Below are 20,421 nucleotides of genomic sequence, written 5' to 3'. Positions count from 1 at the left end.
AGGATTGCGCATTCATGAGTAACCGTTTCAACGCGGTCTTCAACCGTATCGTGCTGGCGTTTATCGGCGCAGGTCTGCATCAGGGCGTGGTCGCGGCGGCCCCCAGTGGCTGCAGCTCGTTACCGGCGATGCCGGCGGCCATCGAGATCGGCCAGGGCGTGCAACGGGACATGCGTTCGCCGGTGGCGATCACTCGCCTGGCGGTGGGCGATCCGAAGATCGCCGATGTCCACGTCAACGAAAACGACAGCAGCGGCTTTCTGTTGACCGGCGTCGGGCCGGGCACCACCAGCCTGATGGTGTGGACCGCCTGCTCGACTTCGCCGCGCAACAGCATGGTGTTCGTGCGCGGGGCGGCGACCACGGCGATGACCGATTCACAACTGCCGCCGTCCGAAGACCCGCTGCTGCCGAGCCAGGTGCAGACCGACATCCGTTTCATCGAAGTCAGCCGCACCAAACTCAAGGAAGCCAGCACCTCGATCTTCGGCCGCGGCTCGAACAACTTCCTGTTCGGTTCGCCCGGCACGGTGCCGGGTGTGACCGTTTCGCCCGGCACCGTGGGCGCCACGCGGCCGGCGATCCCGCTGAACAACAACAATTTCAACATCGTCTGGGGCGGCGGCAGCAGCAAGGTGCTGGGCATGCTCAACGCCATGGAAAGCAGCGGTTTCGCCTACACCCTGGCGCGACCCAGCCTGGTGGCGCTGAACGGGCAGAGCGCGAGCTTTCTGGCCGGTGGCGAGTTTCCGGTGCCGGTGCCCAATGGCGAGGGCAACGGCATTTCCATCGAGTACAAGGAGTTCGGCGTACGCCTGACCCTGACTCCGACGGTGGTCGGGCGCAATCGCATCACCCTGAAAGTGGCGCCGGAAGTCAGCGAGCTGGACTTCACCGCCGGGGTGACCATCGCCGGGACCACGGTGCCGGCGCTGAACGTGCGTCGCACCGACACCAGCGTGTCGCTGGCCGATGGCGAAAGCTTCGTCATCAGCGGCCTGATCAACAGCAGCAACATTGCGTCGGTGAACAAGTTTCCGGGGCTGGGCGACATCCCGATTCTCGGCGCGTTGTTCCGCAATTCGCAGATCAACCGCGACGAGCGCGAGCTGCTGATGATCGTCACTCCGCACTTGGTCCAGCCGCTGGCGGCCAACGCGCCGTTGCCGACCCTGCCGGGTGAGGGGCTGCGCAACTACGACCCGAACTTCTTCAAGATGTACTTCATGGAGAACGGCCAATTCGATCGCGGCGGGCTATCGCAATGACCCAGGGACCGAGCCTCAGCCAGACCTTTCTGGCCATTACCCGAAACACCACCGACCTGGAATGGCTGCAGGGCGCGCTGGCGCCGCTGGGGCAGGTGGTCAGCGCCGGCACCGGCAGCCTCGACGAACTGTTGGCACTGGTCGACGTGACCTTCGCCAGCGTGGTCTTCGTCGGTCTCGACCGTGAGCATCTGATGAACCAGAGCGCGTTGATCGAAGGCGCGCTGGAGGCCAAGCCGATGCTGGCCGTGGTCGGTCTCGGCGACGGCATGGACAATCAACTGGTGCTCAACGCCATGCGCGCCGGGGCGCGGGATTTCGTCGCCTATGGTTCGCGCTCCAGTGAGGTGGCCGGGCTGGTCCGGCGCCTGAGCAAACGCCTGCCAGCGGTGGCGCCGAACCCGAACATGGGCAGCCTGACGGTGCTCTACGGCGCCCAGTGCGACGGCGACGGGGCGCTGGTGTCGGCGCATCTGGCGCTGGTGGCGCAACAGAAAGGTCAGCGCACGCTGTTGCTGGACCTGGGCATTCCCCGTGGCGACAGCCTGGCCTTGCTCAGCCTGGAAGCATCGTTCAATTTCGGCGACGCCCTGCGCCATCTGCGACGCCTCGATTCGACGCTGATCGACAGCGCCTTCACCGTACACCCCAGCCAGTTGCGCATCCTCGCTTACGCCGCCGACGACATGTCGCTGGAGCACACCAGCACCGCCGAGCTGTACATGTTGCTCAGCGCCCTGCGTCAGCATTTCCAGCACGTGGTGGTGAATCTGGTGGGCCAGGCGGACAGCGAATCGCTGCGCACTTTTGTCGCCCACTGCGACCAGTTGCTGTGGTACGCCGACCAGAACGTCATCGAGTGCCGACGCAATCTGGCGATCCTCAATTTGTGGCGGGAAAAGGGCCTGAAATTGCAGAACGCCGGTCTGCTGGTGGACAAGTACCTGCGTCAGGTCACGCCGCATTCCGAGGTGCTGGAAAAGACCTTCGGCCTGTCGGCATGGGCGGTGCTGCCGCTGAGTCCGGAGTTGCGCCTGAACGCCAAGAATCAGGGCGTGTCGCTGTTCGAGCTGTCACCGAGGGAGTCGTTGAGCGCCGGCCTGCGCCACCTCGGGGAGCGGCTGGCGAGCCATTCGGAAGACCCCGCCAAGGCGCGTGACAACTGGTTCAGCCGGCTGTGGGGGAACCGCTAGATGAAAGGCGAAAAACTCTTTGGCGTGTCGTCACGGCCCCAGGAAAGCGGCGGTGACGGGCAGGGCCTGAAACTCGTGTTGCACCGCTACATCATCGATGCCATCGAAGAGAGCGGCCGCAACCTGCTGGAGGGCACGCGGGCAACGCTGGCGCAGTTTGTCACCGACAAGGTGGCCGAGTATGTCGCGCGTCTGCGCCTGGCGATTTCCCGTTATGAGATGGAGCGTCTGGCCGAAGAACTGGTGGACGAACTCACCGGTTTCGGTCCGCTGGAAGTGCTGCTGCGCGACAAGACGGTCACCGAGATTCTGGTCAACGGGCCGAACAAGGTGTTCATCGAACGCGAAGGTGTGTTGCATCACTCCGACCTGCGTTTCATCGATTCGCACCACGTCGAACGGGTCATCCAGCGCATTCTCGCGCCGTTGGGGCGGCGGCTCGACGAGTCGTCACCGATGGTCGATGCGCGCCTGCCGGACGGCAGCCGGGTCAACGCGATCATCCCGCCGATTGCCCTGGACGGCCCCTGTGTGTCGATCCGGAAATTCCGCAAGGACATGCTCAAAAGCTCCGACCTGGTGGCGATGCAGACCATCGACCAGTCGATCTACGAATTCCTCGAAAACGCGGTGAGCAAGCGCTGCAACATCCTGATCAGCGGCGGTACCGGCACCGGCAAGACCACCATGCTCAACGTGCTCAGCCAGATGATCCACACCCAGCAACGGCTGGTGACCATCGAAGACGTCGCCGAACTGCAGCTCGGCCACCCCCATGTGGTGCGCCTGGAAACCCGTCCGCCGAACGCCGAGGGCCATGGTGAGGTGCGCGCCAGCGACCTGATCCGCAATGCCCTGCGGATGCGCCCGGACCGCATCATTCTCGGCGAGATTCGCGGTGTCGAAGTGCTCGACGTGATGACCGCGATGAACACCGGCCACGATGGCTCGATGAGCACTGTCCACGCCAACAACGCGCAGGATGCGTTGCTGCGCCTGGAGACCCTGGTCGGCCTGACCGGTCGGCAGATCGCCGAGAAAACTCTGCGGCAGATGATTTGCGCCGCGCTGGACGTGGTCATTCAACTGACGCGCATGCCCGACGGACGCCGCTGCGTCAGCGAAGTGGTGGAAGTGGTCGGCGTGCGTGACGACGTGTACGTCACCAACACCCTGTTCCGCCTCGACCGCCGCACCGGCTTCGGCTTTTTGCGCGAAGCGATCAACCCGGCCGGCGACAAGCTGCGTCATCTGGATTATTAGGCCGGGCCAGGGAGGTTACGGTGAAAGGCTCCATCGTTCTCGGACTGCTGTTCATGCTGATGCTGGTGGCGTCGCTGTACCTGTTCCGGCGCGGGCTGAGTCAGGGCGCCAACGAACGGATCATGGCGCGGCTGGTGCTGGACCAGCCTGAAGTTGCGCCGGCCAGACCTGGCCTTGCGCGGATCGAACGGGCGTTTCTGCGCGCGGGTCTGGGGCGGCCCACCGAACGACTGCCGCTGGCGCTGACCCTCTGGTCGCTGTCGGCACTTCTGGGGTTCGCACTGCAGGGACTGTTCGGCCTGCTTCTCGGTTTGTTGCTGCCGATCATCCTGCTGCGCTTTTACGTCAGTTTCCGTTACCAGCGGCGGCTGCGGCGGATGATCGAACAACTGCCGCAATTGCTCGATCACAGCGTGCGCAGCCTCAAGTCGGGACGCACCCTGGGCGATGCGGTGCTGAACAGTATCGAGGTCGCCGACCAGCCGCTGAAGGGCGCCATGTTGCGGATCAAACGCAACGTGCAACTGGGCGTGACCCTGCCTGATGCGGTGCAGGATTTCGCCGAATTGTACGAGCGCGACGAGTTTCAGTTGTTCGCCCTCGGTTTGCGGGTCAACCACCGCTACGGCGGCAACGCCAGCGAGCTGCTGGACAACCTCATCCGCCTGATCCGTGAGCGCGAACAGGCCGCCCGGCAACTGCGCGCGATGACCGGCGAAACCCGCATGACCGCCGTGGTGCTGGCGCTGCTGCCGGTGGGCATGGTCGGCTACTTCCTGTTGGTCAATCCGGCCTATCTGATGCACATGTGGCAGGACCCGTCCGGGCAAAAAATGCTGATGGTTGCGTTCGCCATGCAGACCCTGGGTTGCGTGGCGCTGTGGCGCATGTTGCGGAGTATCTGAAATGGCCTTGATGCTGTGTGCTCTGCTGTTGGCCGCCGCCGGCTTTTTCCTGCTGTTGGGAGTGGCCCGGCAGAAACGCTATGAGCGGCAGGTGATGTCGCGTCTGCAAGGGGAGATGACCCGCGACAGCAAGGTCGGCAACTGGCTGCGGGTGCTGGGCGACAGCCGCTTCGGCCAGCGCTCGGTCAGCCTCGACAGCGAAAGCCAGATCCTGCTCAACCGCGTCGGCTGGCGGCGCTCCAGCCAGCGCTCGATGTTTGCCGCGTGCCAGATCGGTCTGCCCATCATCGCCGTGTGCCTGGTGCTGCTGGTGCAGGCAGTGTTTTTCGAGGACGCGACTTACCCGTTGATGGCGCCGGTGTTCGCCCTCGGGCTTGGGTATCTGGCGCCCAAGCGGGTGCTTGCCGCGGCGGCTGCCAATCGGCAGAAAAAAGTGGTCGGTGAAATCAGCATTTTCATTCCGCTGCTGCGCATTCTTTTCGAGTCCGGCATGGCCGTGGAGCAGGCGCTGCGCGTGCTCAGCGGCGAGGGACAGCGACTGCTGCCGGTGCTGTCTTCCGAGCTGCGGGTGATGCTGATGCGGGTCGATTCGGGGCTGGAGCTGGGCGACGAATTGAACAAGGTCGCGGTGCTGCTGGCCGTGGACGAATTCAGCGATACCTGCGTGATTCTCAACCAGTTGATTCATCAGGGTGGCGGGGCGATGAAATCGCTGCTGGCGCTCAAGCAGTTGATCGATGACCGCCGCCTGACCCGTTTGCAGGAGTACATCTCCAAGCTGTCGGGAAAGATGTCGGTGGTGATGATGGTGTTTCTGTTTCCGGCGTTGCTGATCGTGCTGGCGGGCCCGGGGTTCGTGGCGATCGGCAAGGCGCTGGGGTCGTATTGAAGAATGGCTATTCAGGGAGAACGGATGAAAGCAGTCATCGCAGCATTGGGGCTGATGGTGCTCAGCGGGTGTGCCACCGATGGCCGGGGTGCGTGGCAGGCGGCCGGTAGCTGTGCCAAGCCGGGATCGGATCAGGAGCTGGCGCTGAACATGGCGCAGGACATGGCTGACGAGGGCCGTTTGCACGCCAGCCTGGCCCATCTGGAAACCCTGCCGCCGAACCTGCCTGAAGTGCGCCTGCGCAAGGCGCGGGTGCTGCGTCTGTTGGGCAGCGGCGAAGCCGAGCCGCTGTATCGCAGCCTGCTCGGCACCTGTCGTGCGGCGGAGGGGGCGCATGGTCTGGGTCAACTGGCGGCGGCCCGTGGCGACAACCATCAGGCGCTGATGTACCTGCGCGATGCGGTGAAGCTGGCGCCGACCGACGAAAAGATCCGCAACGACCTCGGCGTGGTGTACCTCAATCAACGGCAACTGGAGCAGGCGCGGTTCCAGTTTCTCACCGCCATCGAACTCAAGCAGGGTGACAACCTGGCGGCGCTGAATCTGGTGACGCTCTTGCTCTACGAGGATGACTGGACCCGGGCCGCCGAGGTGGTGTCGCGGGCCGGGCTCACGCCCGATCAGGTCAGCAGCGCCCAGGCCCGCGCCGATCAACTCAAGGCCGCGCCTGTGAGCACGCCGGTGAAAGCCGACAAGGTCGCGGCGCTGACAGGAGCACAACCATGAAAAGCGTATTGCTGACCGGTTTGTGCCTGGCGGGGCTGTCCGGCGCCGCCATGGCCATCGACCCCGGCCCGTCCTCGCCCACGCAACAACAGACCGAAGCGTGGCTGCAACTGCAAGCCAGCGGCAAGGCCGCCTCACCCATCCCGCAAGCGGCCAGCCCCATCGAACGCGACCTGAGCATGCAGCGCTGGCTGAACAGCTACCAACACCCGATCCCGGATTTCTTCGAGCAGAAAAAAGGCGGCAACATTTCCAGCGGATCGGGGAGTAATTGATCGGGTTTCGGTAGATGCACGCGCAGCCCCCGTAGGAGCGCGCTTGCCCGCGATTGCGTTTGGTCAGGCGGTATCGATGTGTCAGACCCACCGCCATCGCGAGCAAGCTCACTCCTACGGTTTTGTGGTGCTCGCGGGGTGTGATGTCAGGCGCAGCAGACGTTGTAGGAGTGAGCTTGCTCGCGATCGCGTTTGGTCAGGCGGCATCGATGTGTCAGACCCACCGCAATCGCGAGCAAGCTCACTCCTACAGATAGCGTTATGGGCCTGTTTTAATGCGCCGTCACTTTGCTACGCCATGCGCTGTTGTTGGGCGACAGGGCCAGCGCCAGTTGCGTGCGGTTGTGCATGTGGGTCAGGCGCAGGACCTGGGACACGTACAGCTTTACGGTGTTTTCGGTGATGCCCAGTTCACAGGCGATCTGGTAGTTGGTCTGGCCCTTGCCGACCAGTTTCGCTACATCGAGCTGACGCGGCGACAGCTGTTCGAACAGTGCCGGAAGTGGCGTGTGGGCCGCGCTTTCAACCGGTTCCGGTTGGCCGATCTGGCGGGACTTGTCGAGGTCATGGCAGAGGTCGTCGATCGACGCCGCCAGAAATTGCAGCTTGTCGTTCAGATGCCCCAGATGCTGGACATTCTTGACCCGCTCTTCCAGCGACTCCTCCTGACGGCGTATGCCGTCGAGCAGTTCGTTGAGGTCGACCGGCTTTTGATAGTAATCGGCGATGCCGGCGCGCAGGGCCTTGATCACGTCCTGTTTCTCGGCGCGTCCGGTGAGCATGATCGATTCGAAAATGCGCTTCTTGCCCGCCAGTTGCTGCATGGTCTGCACCAGCTCGATGCCATTGAGGCCGGGCATTTCCAGGTCGAAGAGGACGATGGCGATGGCCGTGTCGTCGCGGAACCGCTCCAACGCATCGCGACTTGAGTAGCAGGGCACGCAGTCATAACCGCTGCCCTGCAGGAATTCACTGATTTCGTCGACGATGGCGGGCTGGTCGTCGACCACCAGCACTTTTACAGCCGAATGCTTGTTCACTCGCTACTCCCTGCTGCGATTGCAACTGACCGGTGCCCGGTGCCATGTGTGTCCTTCACGGCAATCCACGCAGGACTAACAGTCCGGGCGCAGGAACAAACCTAGTCTTACTTTCCGACTATGTACATAGAGTGTGATGGCATTTCGACTAGCGGAGCCAGACCACCGTGCCGACGAAGCCGGCCAGCAGGAACGGCACGAATGGCGGCTTGTTTGACGTTTGCGCAAACAGGCCCGGGTAGCGCCCCGTAACTCCTTGACCCGCATACGCCACGATTTTTTGACGCGCCAGCAGCCAGATCACGCTGACCATCCCGGCCCCGATAAACGTGCCCAGGACATACGTCGGATGGCTGGCGAGGGCCACCGCCATAAGCAGTTTCACATCACCGGCGCCCAGTCGGTTCAAGGCATAACCGGGCAGCGTCAACAGCAGCGTCAGGCATAAGGCCCAGCCCGCTTGCGAGGCGGGAGCCCCCAGCCAGGACGTGCCGGTGGTCGCCAGCCACACCAGCGCCACCGCTGCGCCGCCGAACGTCAGCAGGTTGGAAACACGGCGCTGCCGGGCGTCCTGGTCTGCACAGACGACGAACCACAGCAGTAGGAAAAGTAAATTCATTGAGTAAAAAACGTCCTGTTTTTTGGAAAGAATCTATGCTCCTTGCAAGGTAGCACTGTCAGGGTAGACGTCGGCATGCGCAGTAACCTTCGCCATTTTTCCCGATCAAGACAACGCGGCGCAGCGGCCATCGAGTTCGCTCTGGTGTTCGTGGTGTTCTTCGCCGTGTTCTACGGCCTGGTGACCTACAGCCTGCCGCTGTTGATGATGCAGTCCTTCAACAACGCCACCGCCGAGGCCGTTCGTCAGAGCGTCGCCATCAGCCCCAGCGCCAACAACTACAGCACGCTGGTGCAAAACCAGGCCAGCAGCGCACTCACCACGCAACTTTCATGGATTCCCACGGCCTTCGCTTTCAGCGTGGCCTCGGACGCCACGGTGAGTTTCGACGGCAAGCTGCTGCGAGTCCGTATCGATTACCCCAAAAGCAAGCTGACTCAGGTCATGCCGGTACTGACGCTGCCAGGCGTCGGTAGCGTGCCGAACCTGCCGACTTTCCTTTCCGCTGAAGCGAGTCTGCAACTTGCCCCTTAAAAACGAAATCCTCAATCGGTGGCTCGGCCGTGTCGACAGCCCGCCCGAGCCTGCACCCGCCATCGTGGTGGAACCTGCTCCGGCCAGTGCCGACTGGCACATGCAACTGGACGCCGAGGGCCGCGTGACTGCGGTCAGCAAATCCCTGCGCAGCGCGTTGGGGCTGGGGCCGCTCACCAGTGCGCCAGCGCAGCGTCTGCTGGGCTATCTGATGCCCGGCAGTGCGCTGGTGGTCGAAGGCGTGCCGCAGGACTGGCAGGGGCACATGCTCGATCTGGATTTCACCCGCCCCAGCGGCCAGGTGCTGCACACGCGGGGTTGGGTGCAGGCCCGGGGCGATAGCTGGCTGCTGCAGCTGCTCGACATCGGCGACCTCATGGAAGAGGCGACCATCGCCCAGAGCCGTCAGCAGTGCCTGCGTCTGGCCGGGCAGATCGCCGAGAAGGTGCGCGGCTGCCACCCCGACCGCCTGCAAAGCGTGACCGCCGATCAGCTCGAAGAACTGGCCCAGCGTTATCGGGTGCCGTGCCTGGCTTTGGTGCTGGCCGAGCCGGCCGGGATCGGCTGGCGCATCTACGCGCATTACAACGCCCACACCGCGCCGCAGCTGTGGCAGGACGGCCAGCGCCTGGGCAATGACCTCAATGCCCTCGACGGCACCGTGACCCACCAGATCGACTTCAGCAGCACCAGCCATCTGGTGCATCTGCAAAGCGCCTTCGGCAATGCCGACGGGTTTCTCCTGCCGCACCAGAAGGACGGTGCGGTCAAGGCGTGGATGCTGTTTGGTTTCTACAACGCCGAGCGACAGGCGCCGGAGCTGGGCGAGCGTGAGTGGATGAACCTCTGTTCGGCGCTGGCTGGCCCGATTCTGTATCGCCAGGCCGATCAGACCCATCGCCATCAACTGGAGCGTCTGGCGGTGCTGCAGGACTTGCTCGGCACCGGCTGGTGGGAGTTGCTCCCCGCCGATGACGAAGTGCAGCTGGCGCCGCAACTGGCGCGTACCATCGGCCTGCCGGACATCACCGACGTATTGCCGCTGTCGGCATGGATGCAGCGAATTCATCCCGCCGATCGCCACGAACTGGAAAGCCGCCTGAGCCTGCTGCGCCGCCAGGGCACGCCGATGCTGGCCTGTGTGCGCTTGCGTCAGGACGATCCGAGCCAGGCGCCGGTGTGGTTCCGTATTCAGGGGCAGGTGCTGATCAGCGGCCAGACCCGGCGGATCCTCGGTTTCATGCTCGATGTCAGCGACATCAAGAATCAGGAGACCCAGGCCGCTGCGGCCCACGCGCGGCTGGACAATCTGATCGCCAGCTCGCCGGCGGTCATCTACGTGCTCGGCTACGATCAGGGCAGCCTCGAACCGACCTTTTTCAGCGCCAGCCTGACGCCCCTGCTGGGCTGGAGCGAAGCCGAGTGCGCCGATGGTCGCCTGACCCAATACATCCACCCCGACGACCGCGATCTGTGGTTCCAGCGCACCCGCCAATTGCTGCGCGAAGGCGTGGTCAGCTGCCGCTATCGACTGCGCGACAAGAAGGGCGAGTACCACTGGCTGCTCGATGAAGCGCGGCTGCTGCGTGACGATCTGGGCATGCCGGTGGAAGCCGTCGGCCTGTGGCTGGACGTCACCGAGGCGACTCAGGCGGCCGAGCGCGTGCGCGAAAGCGAAGAGCGCTACCGCATTCTGGTAGAGGACTCGCCAGCGATGATCTGCCGCTACACGCCGGATCTGGTGCTGAATTTCGGCAACCGGCCGCTGGCTGATTATCTGGAATGCACGCCGCAGCAATTGACCGGGGTGAATCTTGGCGCGTGGTTCTCTGCCGAGCAAAAAGAGGCGTTTCTGGCGCGCATCGCCGAGCTGACCCCGGAGTCGCCAATGAGCACGGCGGAAATCTGCCTGGAACTGCCGGGGCGCGAGCACGCCTGGTGGGTCTGGGCCGACCGTGGCGTGTTCGACGAGCAGGGCAAGCTGATAGAAATCCAGGCCGTGGGGCGCGACAACACGGAAATCCGCCGCACCCGCATGCAGCTCAACCAGAGCGCGAAAATGGCGACCCTCGGCGAGATGGCCACGGGGCTTGCCCATGAGATCAACCAGCCGCTCAACGTCATGCGCATGGCGGTGGTCAACGTGCTCAAGCGGCTGAGCAACGGCGACACCGATATCGAGTACCTGACCGACAAGCTCAACCGCATCGACACACAGGTGCAACGCGCCGCACGGGTGGTCAACCACATGCGTGTGTTCGGTCGTCGTTCGGAAATCGAACAGCAACTGTTCGACCCCATCGATGCGGTGGAGGGCACGCTGAACATGCTGACCGAGGGCATGAAGGGTAAGGGCGTGGAACTGCGCGTCGGCGATGCCGGCGAACGGGTGCAGGTGCGCGGCCATGTCGACCAGTTGGAACAGGTGCTGATCAACCTGATGGTCAACGCCCGCGACGCGCTGCTTTCCAAGCGCGAGAAGGACAACGAGTTCCAGCCGTGGATCGCCCTGCACGTGGAACAGGACGAGCAGACGTTGTGGCTGATCGTCGAAGACAACGGCGGCGGCATCGATCCGCGCCTGCTGGAGCGCATCTTCGAGCCGTTCTTCACCACCAAACCGGTGGGCGTCGGCACCGGCCTGGGGTTGTCGGTGAGCTATGGCATCGTCGAACAGATGGGCGGGCGCATGAGCGTCAGCAATGCCAGTGAAGGGGCGTGTTTCCGCATTGCGTTGCCGATTGCGCGGGATTGAGGGATTGCATTGAAAACGGTGGCGCCTGATCCGACGCCTTCGCGAGCAGGGCTCCCTCCCACGGTTTTGTTCTTGGCCGCAGCATTGCGTCCGACGCAAGCCCTGTGGGAGGGAGCCCTGCTCGCGAAGAGGCCAGCCCAGACAGCGGTGAACTCAGCGGGTGTCAAATCACCAACTGCGCCTGCCCCGGATGGCAGCTGAGGTTGGCGCCGACTTCAACGTTTGCCAGGTTGATACCCAGGCTGGTCAGCACCTGATTGAGCAACGGGTCGACGATCGGGCCGAGCAATCCGCCCACCACCCCACCAAGCAGATTCAACACCGACGTCAGTACACCGGTCACCAAACCCAGCACCGCACCGAGCAGGGAGGTGCTGGCCGGTGGGTGATTGATCAGCTTGATGCTGCCAAGGGTGTTTTGCAGGCTGCTCACCAGGTTATTGCTGCTGAAGGAGTGGTAAGGCGAGGGCGGCTGATTGATCTCCGCAGGCTGGGGAAAGGTCCAGGGTTGAACCGATCCCAGCACGGTTCCGTCGAGTGGTCCCGTTCCGCCGATCATCAACCCCACGCCGCCAGCCCCGTAAGGAATGCGGGGCTGACAGACGCCGAAAATGTTGCAACTGACGAGACCCAGATCGAGGATCGGCAGCTCGCTGACCGTGAGGTTGGTCGATGACGACGTCCAGGCTGACTTGTTGATCTGCCCGACCTTGACCGTCACCGCTGCGGTGCTGGTGGTTGCCGTCAGGCTCTTGGTGCTGTCGTTGGTGCAATCGAAATCCGTGACCCGGCTGCTGGCGCTGGCGGCTTCAAGGCTCAGATCCAGATTGGGACCGTTGGGCAGCAATTTGGGATCGATACTGAGTGCGCCGGTGAGGATGGACAGTAATCCGTTGACCGCACCGAGTGATGCATTCAGGCCACTCAGATCGACGCTGATCAGCGTTCTGACTTGTGCGGTTCGCACGTAAATCTGGTTGGGGCCGGTCGGGTTGGCCTTTGCCAGCACCGGGTTGCCCATGGCGGACAATTGCGGCGGCTCGATGACCTTGAGGTTGATCGTGACGCCGGCCAGGCCCAGCACATTGGCCGGAATGGTGGCGAACGCTGCGCTTTGCGTATTGGCCACCTGCACAAACGCCTCGATCAACTGGAACAGATTGAGGTTGGTGTCGAGCGCCGAGGCGGGCAGGCCGGATTGCAAGGTCAGCAAATCCTGCAGCTTGATTTTCGTACCTGCCGCGATGGCATTGACGCCCAGCAGGTTATTGATGGCCGCCTGTATCGCCGGGCTGTTCTGGGACAGCACTTTGGTCGAGGTGTTGAGCAACTGCGTGACGGAAATGCTGGTACCCAGCAATGAGGTGTAATCCCCGGCTTTCACGCCGACATCCAGCGCCAGTTGGTTGAGGAAGTTGAGCAGGTTGATGTTGGCGTTGGTCAGGCCGTTCCAGCCTGCGACCGATATGTTCAGGGTGCCGCCGAGCAATCCGCCCCAGATCGAGTTCAGCAGGTTGCCGCTGTTGCTGTCGACGGTGGCCAGCGTGCTGCGAATGGTCAACTGCGCCAATGGCGGCGACGGTTTGGCGGCCACGGCCACCGCGGTCAGTTGCACATTGGGTGAGGTCGGCTGGCTGTCGAACATGGCGCCGACACCGGCGGCGATGCTGCGGGGTACAGCGTGGCTGACGGTGACTTGAATGGCGGCAGACTGGGTGGCATCGACCACGAAGCTGCGGCGGCTGTCGGCGCCGGTGGCGAGGGTGCCGCAGCGGGTGGTCAGAGTGCGGCTGTTGTCGCTGACGGTGAAGCCATTGCGGGTGGCGCTTTGCGTCGCGTAGCTGCTGGCGGTATTGGCACCGCTGCAGGAGCCGTTGAGGCTGGCGGCTTCCAGGGCGGCCATGTCGGCGACCCGTTGCAGGGTGCGTTTTTCCAGGTACAGACGACCGCTGTCGACCACGACCAGGGTGCATAGCAGCGCCAGAGCCATGGTCAACGCGGCCAACAGGCCGATAGCGCCCCGCTGCCGGTCCCGGCGCAGGCCACGATGGATCGGGGGAGACATCAGCACTCCTTCGGCTTGCGCCGTCGCTACTCACCCAGGTTGCAAGGAGTGTAGTTGGCGTGAAGGCAGAATGCTGGCGTGGAGATGGCAACGGACACCGTAAAACCTGTAGGCGCTGGCTTGTCCTGCGAGCGCGCCGGGGTCGCGTCCGACGGAACCCGTCGTAAAACCTGCACATGCGGTGGACCTGACACGGACAAGGCGTCCGGACAAACGCTGTGGAAGCGGGCTTGCCCGCGAAGGCGTCGTGTCAGGCAACAGGGATGTCACAGATCAAATTCATTCGCGGGCAAGCCACGCTCCCACAGGTTTTGGGGTGTTCTCAGGCCATGCGGCCAACACATTTCCTGTAGGAGCGGGCTTGCCCGCGAAGGCGTCGTGTCAGGCGACAGTGATCTCACAGATCAAACGCAATCGCGGGCAAGCGCGCTCCTACAGCAGGGGCTCAATGCGGCGGGTACTGCTGGAGGATTTTCTGTACGGTCTGGCGCAATGCCAGTTCGCGGGCGGCCGGGTTGGCGGTGCTGCTGTCGTTGCCGACCTGTTCAGTGCTGCCGCGCCAGACCAGTTTGCCGTCCTTGCCGTCGAGCAGGTCGATCTGCAGGGTCGAAACCTTGTAATCGACATTGCGCGTTTCAGTGCCGATCGGGCCGCCCCAGTAGCCGCCCCACGGATTGCCCCAATAGCCGCCACCGCCGTAGTTGGTGGTGACCATCTGCTGGCGGTTCTCGACGATCAGCCAGGCCTGCACCTGCACGTCGGCCTTGGTGCCGGGCGCGGCCATGCGCAGGCCGCGTTGGTCGAGTTGCTCGCCGACCGATTGGCGGATGCGCTGCTCGGTCAGGTCACTCTTGATCCGTGGATCGTTGGGTTGATATTGCAGGCCGGGTTCTTTCCAGGCCCAGGTTCGATAGCCGCCGAAGTCTCGCTGGGCGTCGAAGTCACGAATGACCCGGTCGGTCTGACAGGCGCTCAGAAGCAGGGCGACAAACAGGACAGCGATACAGCGCAACATGATGGTTCTCCGGGCTTACGAAGGTGGGTAGGCGGTCAGGGCGTGCTGCACCGCCTGGCGCAACGCTCTGGCGCGATCCGACTGATCGCCGCCACTGCCGGTTTCGGCACTGGCGCTCCACACGGGCTGGCCACTGCGCGCATCGAACAGACTGATGCGCACCACGACCACTTGTTCCTGATACGTGCGCACGATCGGCACGCTGGCATAACCGCCGTAGCCGCGACGGTAGCCGTTGTAATAACCCACACCGGCGCCGCCGTAGTAAGGGTCGTAATAATCCTCACGGACCTGACGCAGGCGGGTTTCCACACGGGTGTCGGCGGCGACGCTGAGGTCGGCCGCCTGTGGGTTGCGCGACGGGCGCAGGCCGCGTTGGTCCAGACCGTTGCTCACCGCTTCGGCCAGTTGCGCCGAGTCGGCCCAGGCGGTGCCCGGCGGCAATTGGCCGTTGAGCCAGGTCCAGTTGCGATAACGGCCGAAGTCCCGAGGTGCTGCCGGGTAGGCGCTCATGTCGAGGGTATTGGCGGCCTGCGGTGGCGCCGGAGGAATCGCCGCCGACACCGCACGGTAAGGATTCGGGCTCTGACAGGCGGCAAGGCCCAGGCAGAGGAAGAGGACAGCGACACGGCGTTTCATGAGGATCTCCGCAGATAACCGTCAGACAGGTCGGCACATCCAGTGCAGATAACGTCCCAAACCGGCAAAGCCTGGATGGCGTCGGTGCGCGAGTTCCATTTCCAGCAGATCCGCGAGCTCGGCACGGGCCTGGAACTCGACGGGCATGTAATCGTGAAAGACCCGAACGCCACTCTGGGTTTCGACTCGCCACATACCCTCAAGTTGCGCCGCTAATTCGCGGGGATCAAGAGGTTCTTGCGGGGTCAGGCTCTGTTTTTCACCGGCCAGGGTGTTGCGGCGCATCTTGCGGAAGTGGCCCTTGAGCAGATTGCGATAAATCAGCGCGTCGCGGTTGTAAAACGCCAGAGACAGCCAGCCGTCGGCGCGGGTCAGCTGACGCAAGACCGGCAGGATGGTGTAGGGCTCGGCCAGCCATTCCAGCACGGCGTGGCAGATGACCAGATCGTACGGCTCGCTCAGCAGTTGCGGCAGTTCCTGCCACGGCGCCTGAATGAACGTGGCGGTACGGCCGGCCTCGGCAAAACGCTGGCGCGCGCCTTCAAGCATGGGTTCGGCCGGTTCGGCGAGGGTGACCTCATGGCCGCGCTCGGCCAGCCAAAGCGACATGTGGCCCAGGCCCGCGCCGATATCCAGCACCCGCAGCGGGCGGTCCGGCAGGCTTTCCAGCAAGTCGGCCTGCAACACCGCCAGACGGATCGCACCCTTGGCGCCGCCGTAGATCTTCTCGGCGAAGCGCGTGGCGAGCTGGTCGAAGTGACGGTCACTCATTTGGCGAACCGCCGCTCGCTGTCGGCCAGCTTGGCGCGCACCACTTCGTTCATGTCCAGCCCCAGTTCGCTGCACATCAGCAGCAGATAGAGGATGATGTCGCCCACTTCCTGGCCGGCATGGGCCAGTTCGTCAGCCGGCAACTGGCGCGACTGCTCTTCGGTTTTCCACTGAAAGATTTCCACCAGCTCGGCCATTTCCACACTGGCGGCCATGGCGAGGTTCTTCGGGCTGTGGAATTGGCGCCAGTCGTTGGTATCGCGGATACGGTGCAGGCGCTGGGTGAGTTCGTCGAGGTTCATGGGTGCGTCTCCTGAAGGTGCGTAGCTTCAGGGGGAAGCGCGCGGGACGCAAGGGGGACGCTGACAGACCTGTGGCCGATCAGCCTGTGGGAGCGAATTCATTCGCGATGCGGTTTTTCAGACGGGGCATTTGTGCGGTCTGATCCGGCCTCTCGCGAATGAATTCGCTCCCACAGGTTCTTGGCCCGAAGGTCCACTTTTGGCAGCTGGCACACCGCTTTCCCTGTGGGAGGGATCGGAGGTTACGACGGTCGCGAAAGCGTTCTGTCTGACACACCGCCTTCGCGACCGTCGTAACCTCCGATCCCTCCCACGTGAAGAGCAGCCCAGTCTGGAACGGCTGTCACTCAGCCGCCGGCTGCCAGCTCCCGAGCAGATGCACGATCCCTGCCTTGCCCTCGACCTTGAACTGTCCATGAGACCCTGCGGCGCTGGCGGACAGGTGGACTTCACCCGGCAGGCGCACCGGCTTCTGAAATTCCACCGAGATATCCACATTCGACGCCGGCAAATGGTCCTCCAGCGCTGCCAGCGTGCGGCTTTTTATCCACAGGCCGTGGGCGATGGCGGTGGGGAAGCCGAACAGTTTGGCGCTGGCATCGCTCAGGTGAATCGGGTTGTAGTCGCCGCTGACCCTGGCGTATTGCCGGCCGATGTCCGACGGCGCATACCAGGTCGCCAGTTCGGTCATGGGCAGCGGTGCTGGCTCGAAAGCGCCTTCCGGCTGGCCGTCGACATGGGCGCCGCGACAGAGCATGGTGCTGTCTTCTTCCCAGAGCAGGCCCAGCGCATCCTCGATCTGGGTGATCAGGCTGAACGTTGCGCCCTTGGCATGGGGCTGCAGGTTGGCGACCCGCACGCTGACCTGGGCCTTGATCACTCCGCCCAAGGGGCGGCGAATGCTGATGCGGTTGCTCAGATGCACCAGCCCCAGCAGCGGGAAAGGGAAGTCCTTGTCGGTCAGCAGTTTCATCTGCAACGGAAAGGCCAGCACGTGTGGATAAGTCGGCGGCAACAGGCTGCCGGGGATGAAGCCGCAGACCTTGGCGAAGGTGTTGACCTTGTCCGGGTCCACTGACACCCAGCAGCGCAGGCCCTGATCGGGCAGTTGTGCGCCGCTGACCTTGCGCCGCAGCGCCGCCTGCATGAACAGGCCGGGCAGGGCCGGCGGGCTGTCCAGATAACGCCAGTGTCCGCTCATCGCGCTGTTCCTGTGTTTGCCACCGTTTTCCGGAGAGCTTGGGGATGATTCGAGCATAGAGACCTCAGGCGCCAATGACGCTTTGTCCACAGACCCGCAGCACCTGGCCGCTGACCGCGCCGCTGCCCGGCTGGCTCAACCAGGCCACGGCTTCGGCGACGTCTTGCGGCTGGCCGCCCTGACCCAGCGAGCTCATGCGCCGCCCGGCTTCGCGCAGGGCGAACGGCATGTGCGCGGTCATGCTGGTTTCGATAAAGCCCGGCGCCACCGCGTTGATGCTGATGCCACGGGCTTTCAGCGCGGGCGCCATGGCTCTGGCCAGGCCGATCAGGCCGGCTTTGCTGGCGGTGTAGTTGGTCTGTCCGCGATTGCCGGCCAGACCGCTGATCGAGGCCATCAGAATCACGCTGCCGTTGTCGTGGATGACGCCTTCGTCGATCAACGCCTGGGTCAGCACCTGCGGTGCGTTGAGGTTGACGTTAAGCACCGAGTCCCAGAAGTCGGCGGTCATGTTGGCCAGGGTCTTGTCGCGGGTGATACCAGCGTTGTGCACGACGATGTCGAGGCCGCCGGGGAGCTGGCCGATCAACTGCGTGGCGGCGTCCGGCGCGCAGATGTCCAGCGCCACCGCCTGGCCGCCGAGGCGCGCGGCCAAAGCTTCGAGGTCGGACTTGGCTGGCGGCACGTCCAGCAGCACCACGTCGGCACCGTCACGGGCCAGGGTTTCGGCGATGGCCGCACCTATGCCCCGCGCCGCGCCGGTCACCAGCGCCTTGCGTCCGGCCAGCGGACGGCTCCAGTCCTGCACGCTTTCAGCGCAGGGGCTCAGGCGAATGACTTGTCCGGAAATGAACGCGCTTTTCGGCGACAGAAAAAAGCGCAGCGCGCCTTCCAGCTGCTCCTCGGCGCCACTTTCCACCTGCAACAGCTGCACGGTGCCGCCGTTGCGCATTTCCTTGCCCAGCGAGCGGCTGAAACCCTCGATGGCCTGTTGTGTGCTGGCGGCCAGCGGATCGCTTTGTGAATCGGGCGTGCAGGCAAGGATCACGATGTGCGCGCTGTTTTCCAGGTGACGCAGCAGTGGCTGGAAGAACTCGCGCAGACGGGCCAGATCGGCGGTGTGCAACAGGGTGCTGGCGTCGAACACCACGGCCTTGATCTTCGCCCCTTGCTCGGCGGTCCATGGGTGCGCGCCGCTGACGTCGCTGCCAAAGCTGAACAGCAGGTCGGTCATGCGCGGTGCGAAGCCGCTGACCCGCTCGGCCAATGGCCCGCCGCTGAGCAGCAAGGCCCCTTCCACCGGCCGCAACCGCCCGGCTTGCCAACGTTCCAGACGAGCAGGGGCGGGCAGCCCGACGGCGCCTACCAGCCGACGGCCGATGTCCGAGTTGGCGAAGTCAATGTAGCGATCAGATGCCATGGTGCTATCTCCTTGAAAGCAGCGCCTTGAGGACAGTTCCTTGAGGGCGGCTCCTGGGCGGGATTCAAAGAGTGGACCACACTCCTTGGCAATAGATCCTAGGCTGTCCGCTGGCAACTTCGCACAAGAAAGGGAGATTTCGATGATTCAGACACGTCGCGTGGCCATCATTGGCGGTAACCGCATTCCGTTCGCCCGCTCCAACGGCGCCTACGCCACCGCCAGCAATCAGGACATGCTGACCGCTGCTCTGGAGGGGCTGATCGAACGTTTCAACCTGCATGGCCTGCGCATCGGCGAAGTGGCGGCGGGGGCGGTGCTCAAGCATTCCCGTGATTTCAACCTGACCCGCGAATGCGTGCTCGGCTCGCGCCTGTCGCCGCAGACCCCGGCCTACGACATCCAGCAGGCCTGCGGCACCGGCCTGGAAGCGGCGCTGCTGGTGGCGAACAAGATCGCTCTGGGCCAGATCGAGTGCGGCATTGCCGGTGGCGTCGACACCACGTCCGACGCGCCCATCGGCGTCAATGAAGACCTGCGGCAGATTCTGTTGCAGGTCAATCGGGCGAAAAGCACGGGCGACAAACTCAAGCTGCTGACGCAATTGCGCCCGCACAACCTCAAGCCGGAGTTGCCGCGCAATGGCGAGCCGCGCACGGGGTTGTCCATGGGCCAGCATTGCGAGTTGATGGCGCAGACCTGGCAGATTCCCCGCGAGGCGCAGGACCAACTGGCGCTCGAGAGTCATCAGAAAATGGCGGCGGCCTATGCCGAGGGCTGGCACGGCGACCTGCTCACGCCGTTTCAGGGCCTGACCCGCGACAACAACCTGCGGGTCGATGCCAGCCTGGAGAAGCTCGCCTCACTCAAGCCGGCCTATGAACGCAGCAGCAAGGGCACACTGACCGCGGGCAACTCGACACCGCTGACCGATGGCGCTTCGTTGGTGCTGCTCGGCAGTGAGGACTGGGCCCGCGAGCGCGGCTTGCCGGTGCTGGCGTACTGGCGTGACGGCGAAGCAGCGGCGGTGGATTTCGTTCGTGGCGAAGAGGGCCTGCTGATGGCGCCGGTGTATGCGGTGCCACGTCTGCTGGCGCGCAATGGTCTGACGTTGCAGGACTTCGATTACTACGAAATCCATGAAGCCTTTGCGGCGCAGGTGCTGTGTACGCTCAAGGCCTGGGAAGATGCGGACTACTGCAAGACTCGCCTGGGCCTCGATGCACCGTTGGGCTCGATTGATCGCAGCAAGCTCAACGTCAAAGGCAGCTCCCTTGCGGCCGGACACCCGTTTGCTGCAACCGGGGGAAGGATCGTCGCCAACCTCGCCAAATTGCTCAGCGTTGCCGGGCAAGGGCGCGGCCTGATCTCGATTTGCGCGGCAGGCGGGCAGGGCGTGACGGCGATTCTGGAGCGTTAAGGCGATGCCCCGTAGGAGCGCGCTTGCCCGCGATTGCAACCTGCCTGTGTCATTTGGATTGCCTGGCACACCGCCTTCGCGACCCTCGCAAACTCGGATCCCTCCCACGGCCTGCGGCCAG

19 protein-coding genes are annotated in these 20,421 nt (G+C 63.8%); 10 read left to right on the top strand and 9 right to left on the bottom strand.

All coding sequences use genetic code 11. From position 1 onward, the window contains the following. The first annotated feature begins 14 nt into the window (after positions 1-14). From ACIPL0_RS21655 to ACIPL0_RS21625, 7 genes are read left to right on the top strand one after another with little or no spacing between them, the layout of a single operon-like run. Positions 15-1,268, top strand: a complete 1,254-nt coding sequence (locus tag ACIPL0_RS21655) for a type II and III secretion system protein family protein (RefSeq protein WP_400596532.1) — start codon at positions 15-17, stop codon at positions 1,266-1,268. After that, the gene (locus tag ACIPL0_RS21650; RefSeq protein ID WP_400596531.1) at positions 1,265-2,461 is read left to right on the top strand and encodes a CpaE family protein; all 1,197 of its coding nucleotides are present in this window, start codon (positions 1,265-1,267) and stop codon (positions 2,459-2,461) included. The genes ACIPL0_RS21655 and ACIPL0_RS21650 overlap by 4 nt, the downstream gene beginning before the upstream one ends. Continuing rightward, positions 2,462-3,724 (top strand): CpaF family protein, encoded by a 1,263-nt coding sequence (locus ACIPL0_RS21645; RefSeq protein ID WP_400596530.1) that lies wholly within the window; start codon positions 2,462-2,464, stop codon positions 3,722-3,724. It abuts the gene before it with no gap. A 20-nt stretch (positions 3,725-3,744) separates the two neighbouring features. Continuing rightward, complete coding sequence (locus tag ACIPL0_RS21640) at positions 3,745-4,629, top strand: type II secretion system F family protein (protein ID WP_400596529.1); 885 nt, start codon at positions 3,745-3,747, stop codon at positions 4,627-4,629. A gap of 1 nt (position 4,630) precedes the next feature. Next, complete coding sequence (locus ACIPL0_RS21635) at positions 4,631-5,518, top strand: type II secretion system F family protein (RefSeq protein ID WP_400596528.1); 888 nt, start codon at positions 4,631-4,633, stop codon at positions 5,516-5,518. A gap of 24 nt (positions 5,519-5,542) precedes the next feature. After that, entirely contained in the window at positions 5,543-6,244 is a 702-nt protein-coding gene (locus ACIPL0_RS21630; protein WP_400596527.1) for a tetratricopeptide repeat protein, read from the top strand. Continuing rightward, positions 6,241-6,519: a DUF3613 domain-containing protein gene (locus ACIPL0_RS21625; RefSeq protein ID WP_400596525.1), complete on the top strand. Its 279-nt coding sequence runs from the start codon at positions 6,241-6,243 to the stop codon at positions 6,517-6,519. Before ACIPL0_RS21630 ends, ACIPL0_RS21625 begins: the two co-directional genes overlap by 4 nt. Before the next feature lie 272 nt (positions 6,520-6,791). On the opposite strand, the gene ACIPL0_RS21620 is transcribed toward ACIPL0_RS21625, so the two are convergent. Further along, positions 6,792-7,559 (bottom strand): response regulator transcription factor, encoded by a 768-nt coding sequence (locus ACIPL0_RS21620; protein ID WP_400596524.1) that lies wholly within the window; start codon positions 7,557-7,559, stop codon positions 6,792-6,794. 148 nt (positions 7,560-7,707) lie between these two features. Continuing rightward, positions 7,708-8,178, bottom strand: coding sequence for a prepilin peptidase (locus ACIPL0_RS21615; RefSeq protein WP_400596523.1), 471 nt, complete (start codon positions 8,176-8,178; stop codon positions 7,708-7,710). A 75-nt stretch (positions 8,179-8,253) separates the two neighbouring features. On the opposite strand from ACIPL0_RS21615, the gene ACIPL0_RS21610 reads away from it, so the two are divergent. After that, positions 8,254-8,712, top strand: a complete 459-nt coding sequence (locus ACIPL0_RS21610; protein WP_400596522.1) for a TadE/TadG family type IV pilus assembly protein — start codon at positions 8,254-8,256, stop codon at positions 8,710-8,712. Continuing rightward, complete coding sequence (locus ACIPL0_RS21605; protein ID WP_400596521.1) at positions 8,702-11,467, top strand: ATP-binding protein; 2,766 nt, start codon at positions 8,702-8,704, stop codon at positions 11,465-11,467. The genes ACIPL0_RS21610 and ACIPL0_RS21605 overlap by 11 nt, the downstream gene beginning before the upstream one ends. A 163-nt stretch (positions 11,468-11,630) precedes the next feature. Here the strand turns inward: ACIPL0_RS21605 and ACIPL0_RS21600 are convergent, their stop codons facing one another. From ACIPL0_RS21600 to ACIPL0_RS21570, 7 genes are all read right to left on the bottom strand, one after another. Further along, positions 11,631-13,532, bottom strand: a complete 1,902-nt coding sequence (locus tag ACIPL0_RS21600) for a TadG family pilus assembly protein (RefSeq protein WP_400596520.1) — start codon at positions 13,530-13,532, stop codon at positions 11,631-11,633. Positions 13,533-13,977: 445 nt separating this feature from the next. After that, positions 13,978-14,547 carry a DUF4136 domain-containing protein gene (locus ACIPL0_RS21595; RefSeq protein WP_400596519.1) on the bottom strand — a complete coding sequence of 190 codons (570 nt, stop codon included), beginning with the start codon at positions 14,545-14,547 and terminating at the stop codon, positions 13,978-13,980. Positions 14,548-14,562: 15 nt separating this feature from the next. Continuing rightward, positions 14,563-15,186 carry a DUF4136 domain-containing protein gene (locus tag ACIPL0_RS21590; RefSeq protein ID WP_400596518.1) on the bottom strand — a complete coding sequence of 208 codons (624 nt, stop codon included), beginning with the start codon at positions 15,184-15,186 and terminating at the stop codon, positions 14,563-14,565. A 21-nt stretch (positions 15,187-15,207) separates the two neighbouring features. Beyond that, positions 15,208-15,957, bottom strand: a complete 750-nt coding sequence (locus ACIPL0_RS21585) for a methyltransferase domain-containing protein (protein WP_400596517.1) — start codon at positions 15,955-15,957, stop codon at positions 15,208-15,210. Then, positions 15,954-16,259 (bottom strand): nucleotide pyrophosphohydrolase, encoded by a 306-nt coding sequence (locus ACIPL0_RS21580; RefSeq protein ID WP_400596516.1) that lies wholly within the window; start codon positions 16,257-16,259, stop codon positions 15,954-15,956. The genes ACIPL0_RS21585 and ACIPL0_RS21580 overlap by 4 nt, the downstream gene beginning before the upstream one ends. Before the next feature lie 343 nt (positions 16,260-16,602). After that, positions 16,603-17,460, bottom strand: a complete 858-nt coding sequence (locus ACIPL0_RS21575) for a MaoC family dehydratase (protein WP_400596515.1) — start codon at positions 17,458-17,460, stop codon at positions 16,603-16,605. Positions 17,461-17,524: 64 nt separating this feature from the next. Continuing rightward, the gene (locus tag ACIPL0_RS21570; protein ID WP_400596513.1) at positions 17,525-18,880 is read right to left on the bottom strand and encodes a 3-oxoacyl-ACP reductase; all 1,356 of its coding nucleotides are present in this window, start codon (positions 18,878-18,880) and stop codon (positions 17,525-17,527) included. A gap of 142 nt (positions 18,881-19,022) precedes the next feature. Between ACIPL0_RS21570 and ACIPL0_RS21565 the strand changes: the two genes are divergently transcribed. Further along, a complete protein-coding gene (locus ACIPL0_RS21565; RefSeq protein ID WP_400596512.1) occupies positions 19,023-20,300 on the top strand; it encodes an acetyl-CoA C-acetyltransferase in 1,278 nt (425 codons plus the stop codon). Positions 20,301-20,421 lie beyond the last annotated feature (121 nt).

Source organism: Pseudomonas sp. NPDC090208 (assembly GCF_044746785.1).
Lineage (GTDB): Bacteria > Pseudomonadota > Gammaproteobacteria > Pseudomonadales > Pseudomonadaceae > Aquipseudomonas.
This window is presented reverse-complemented; position numbering and strand designations above follow the sequence as displayed.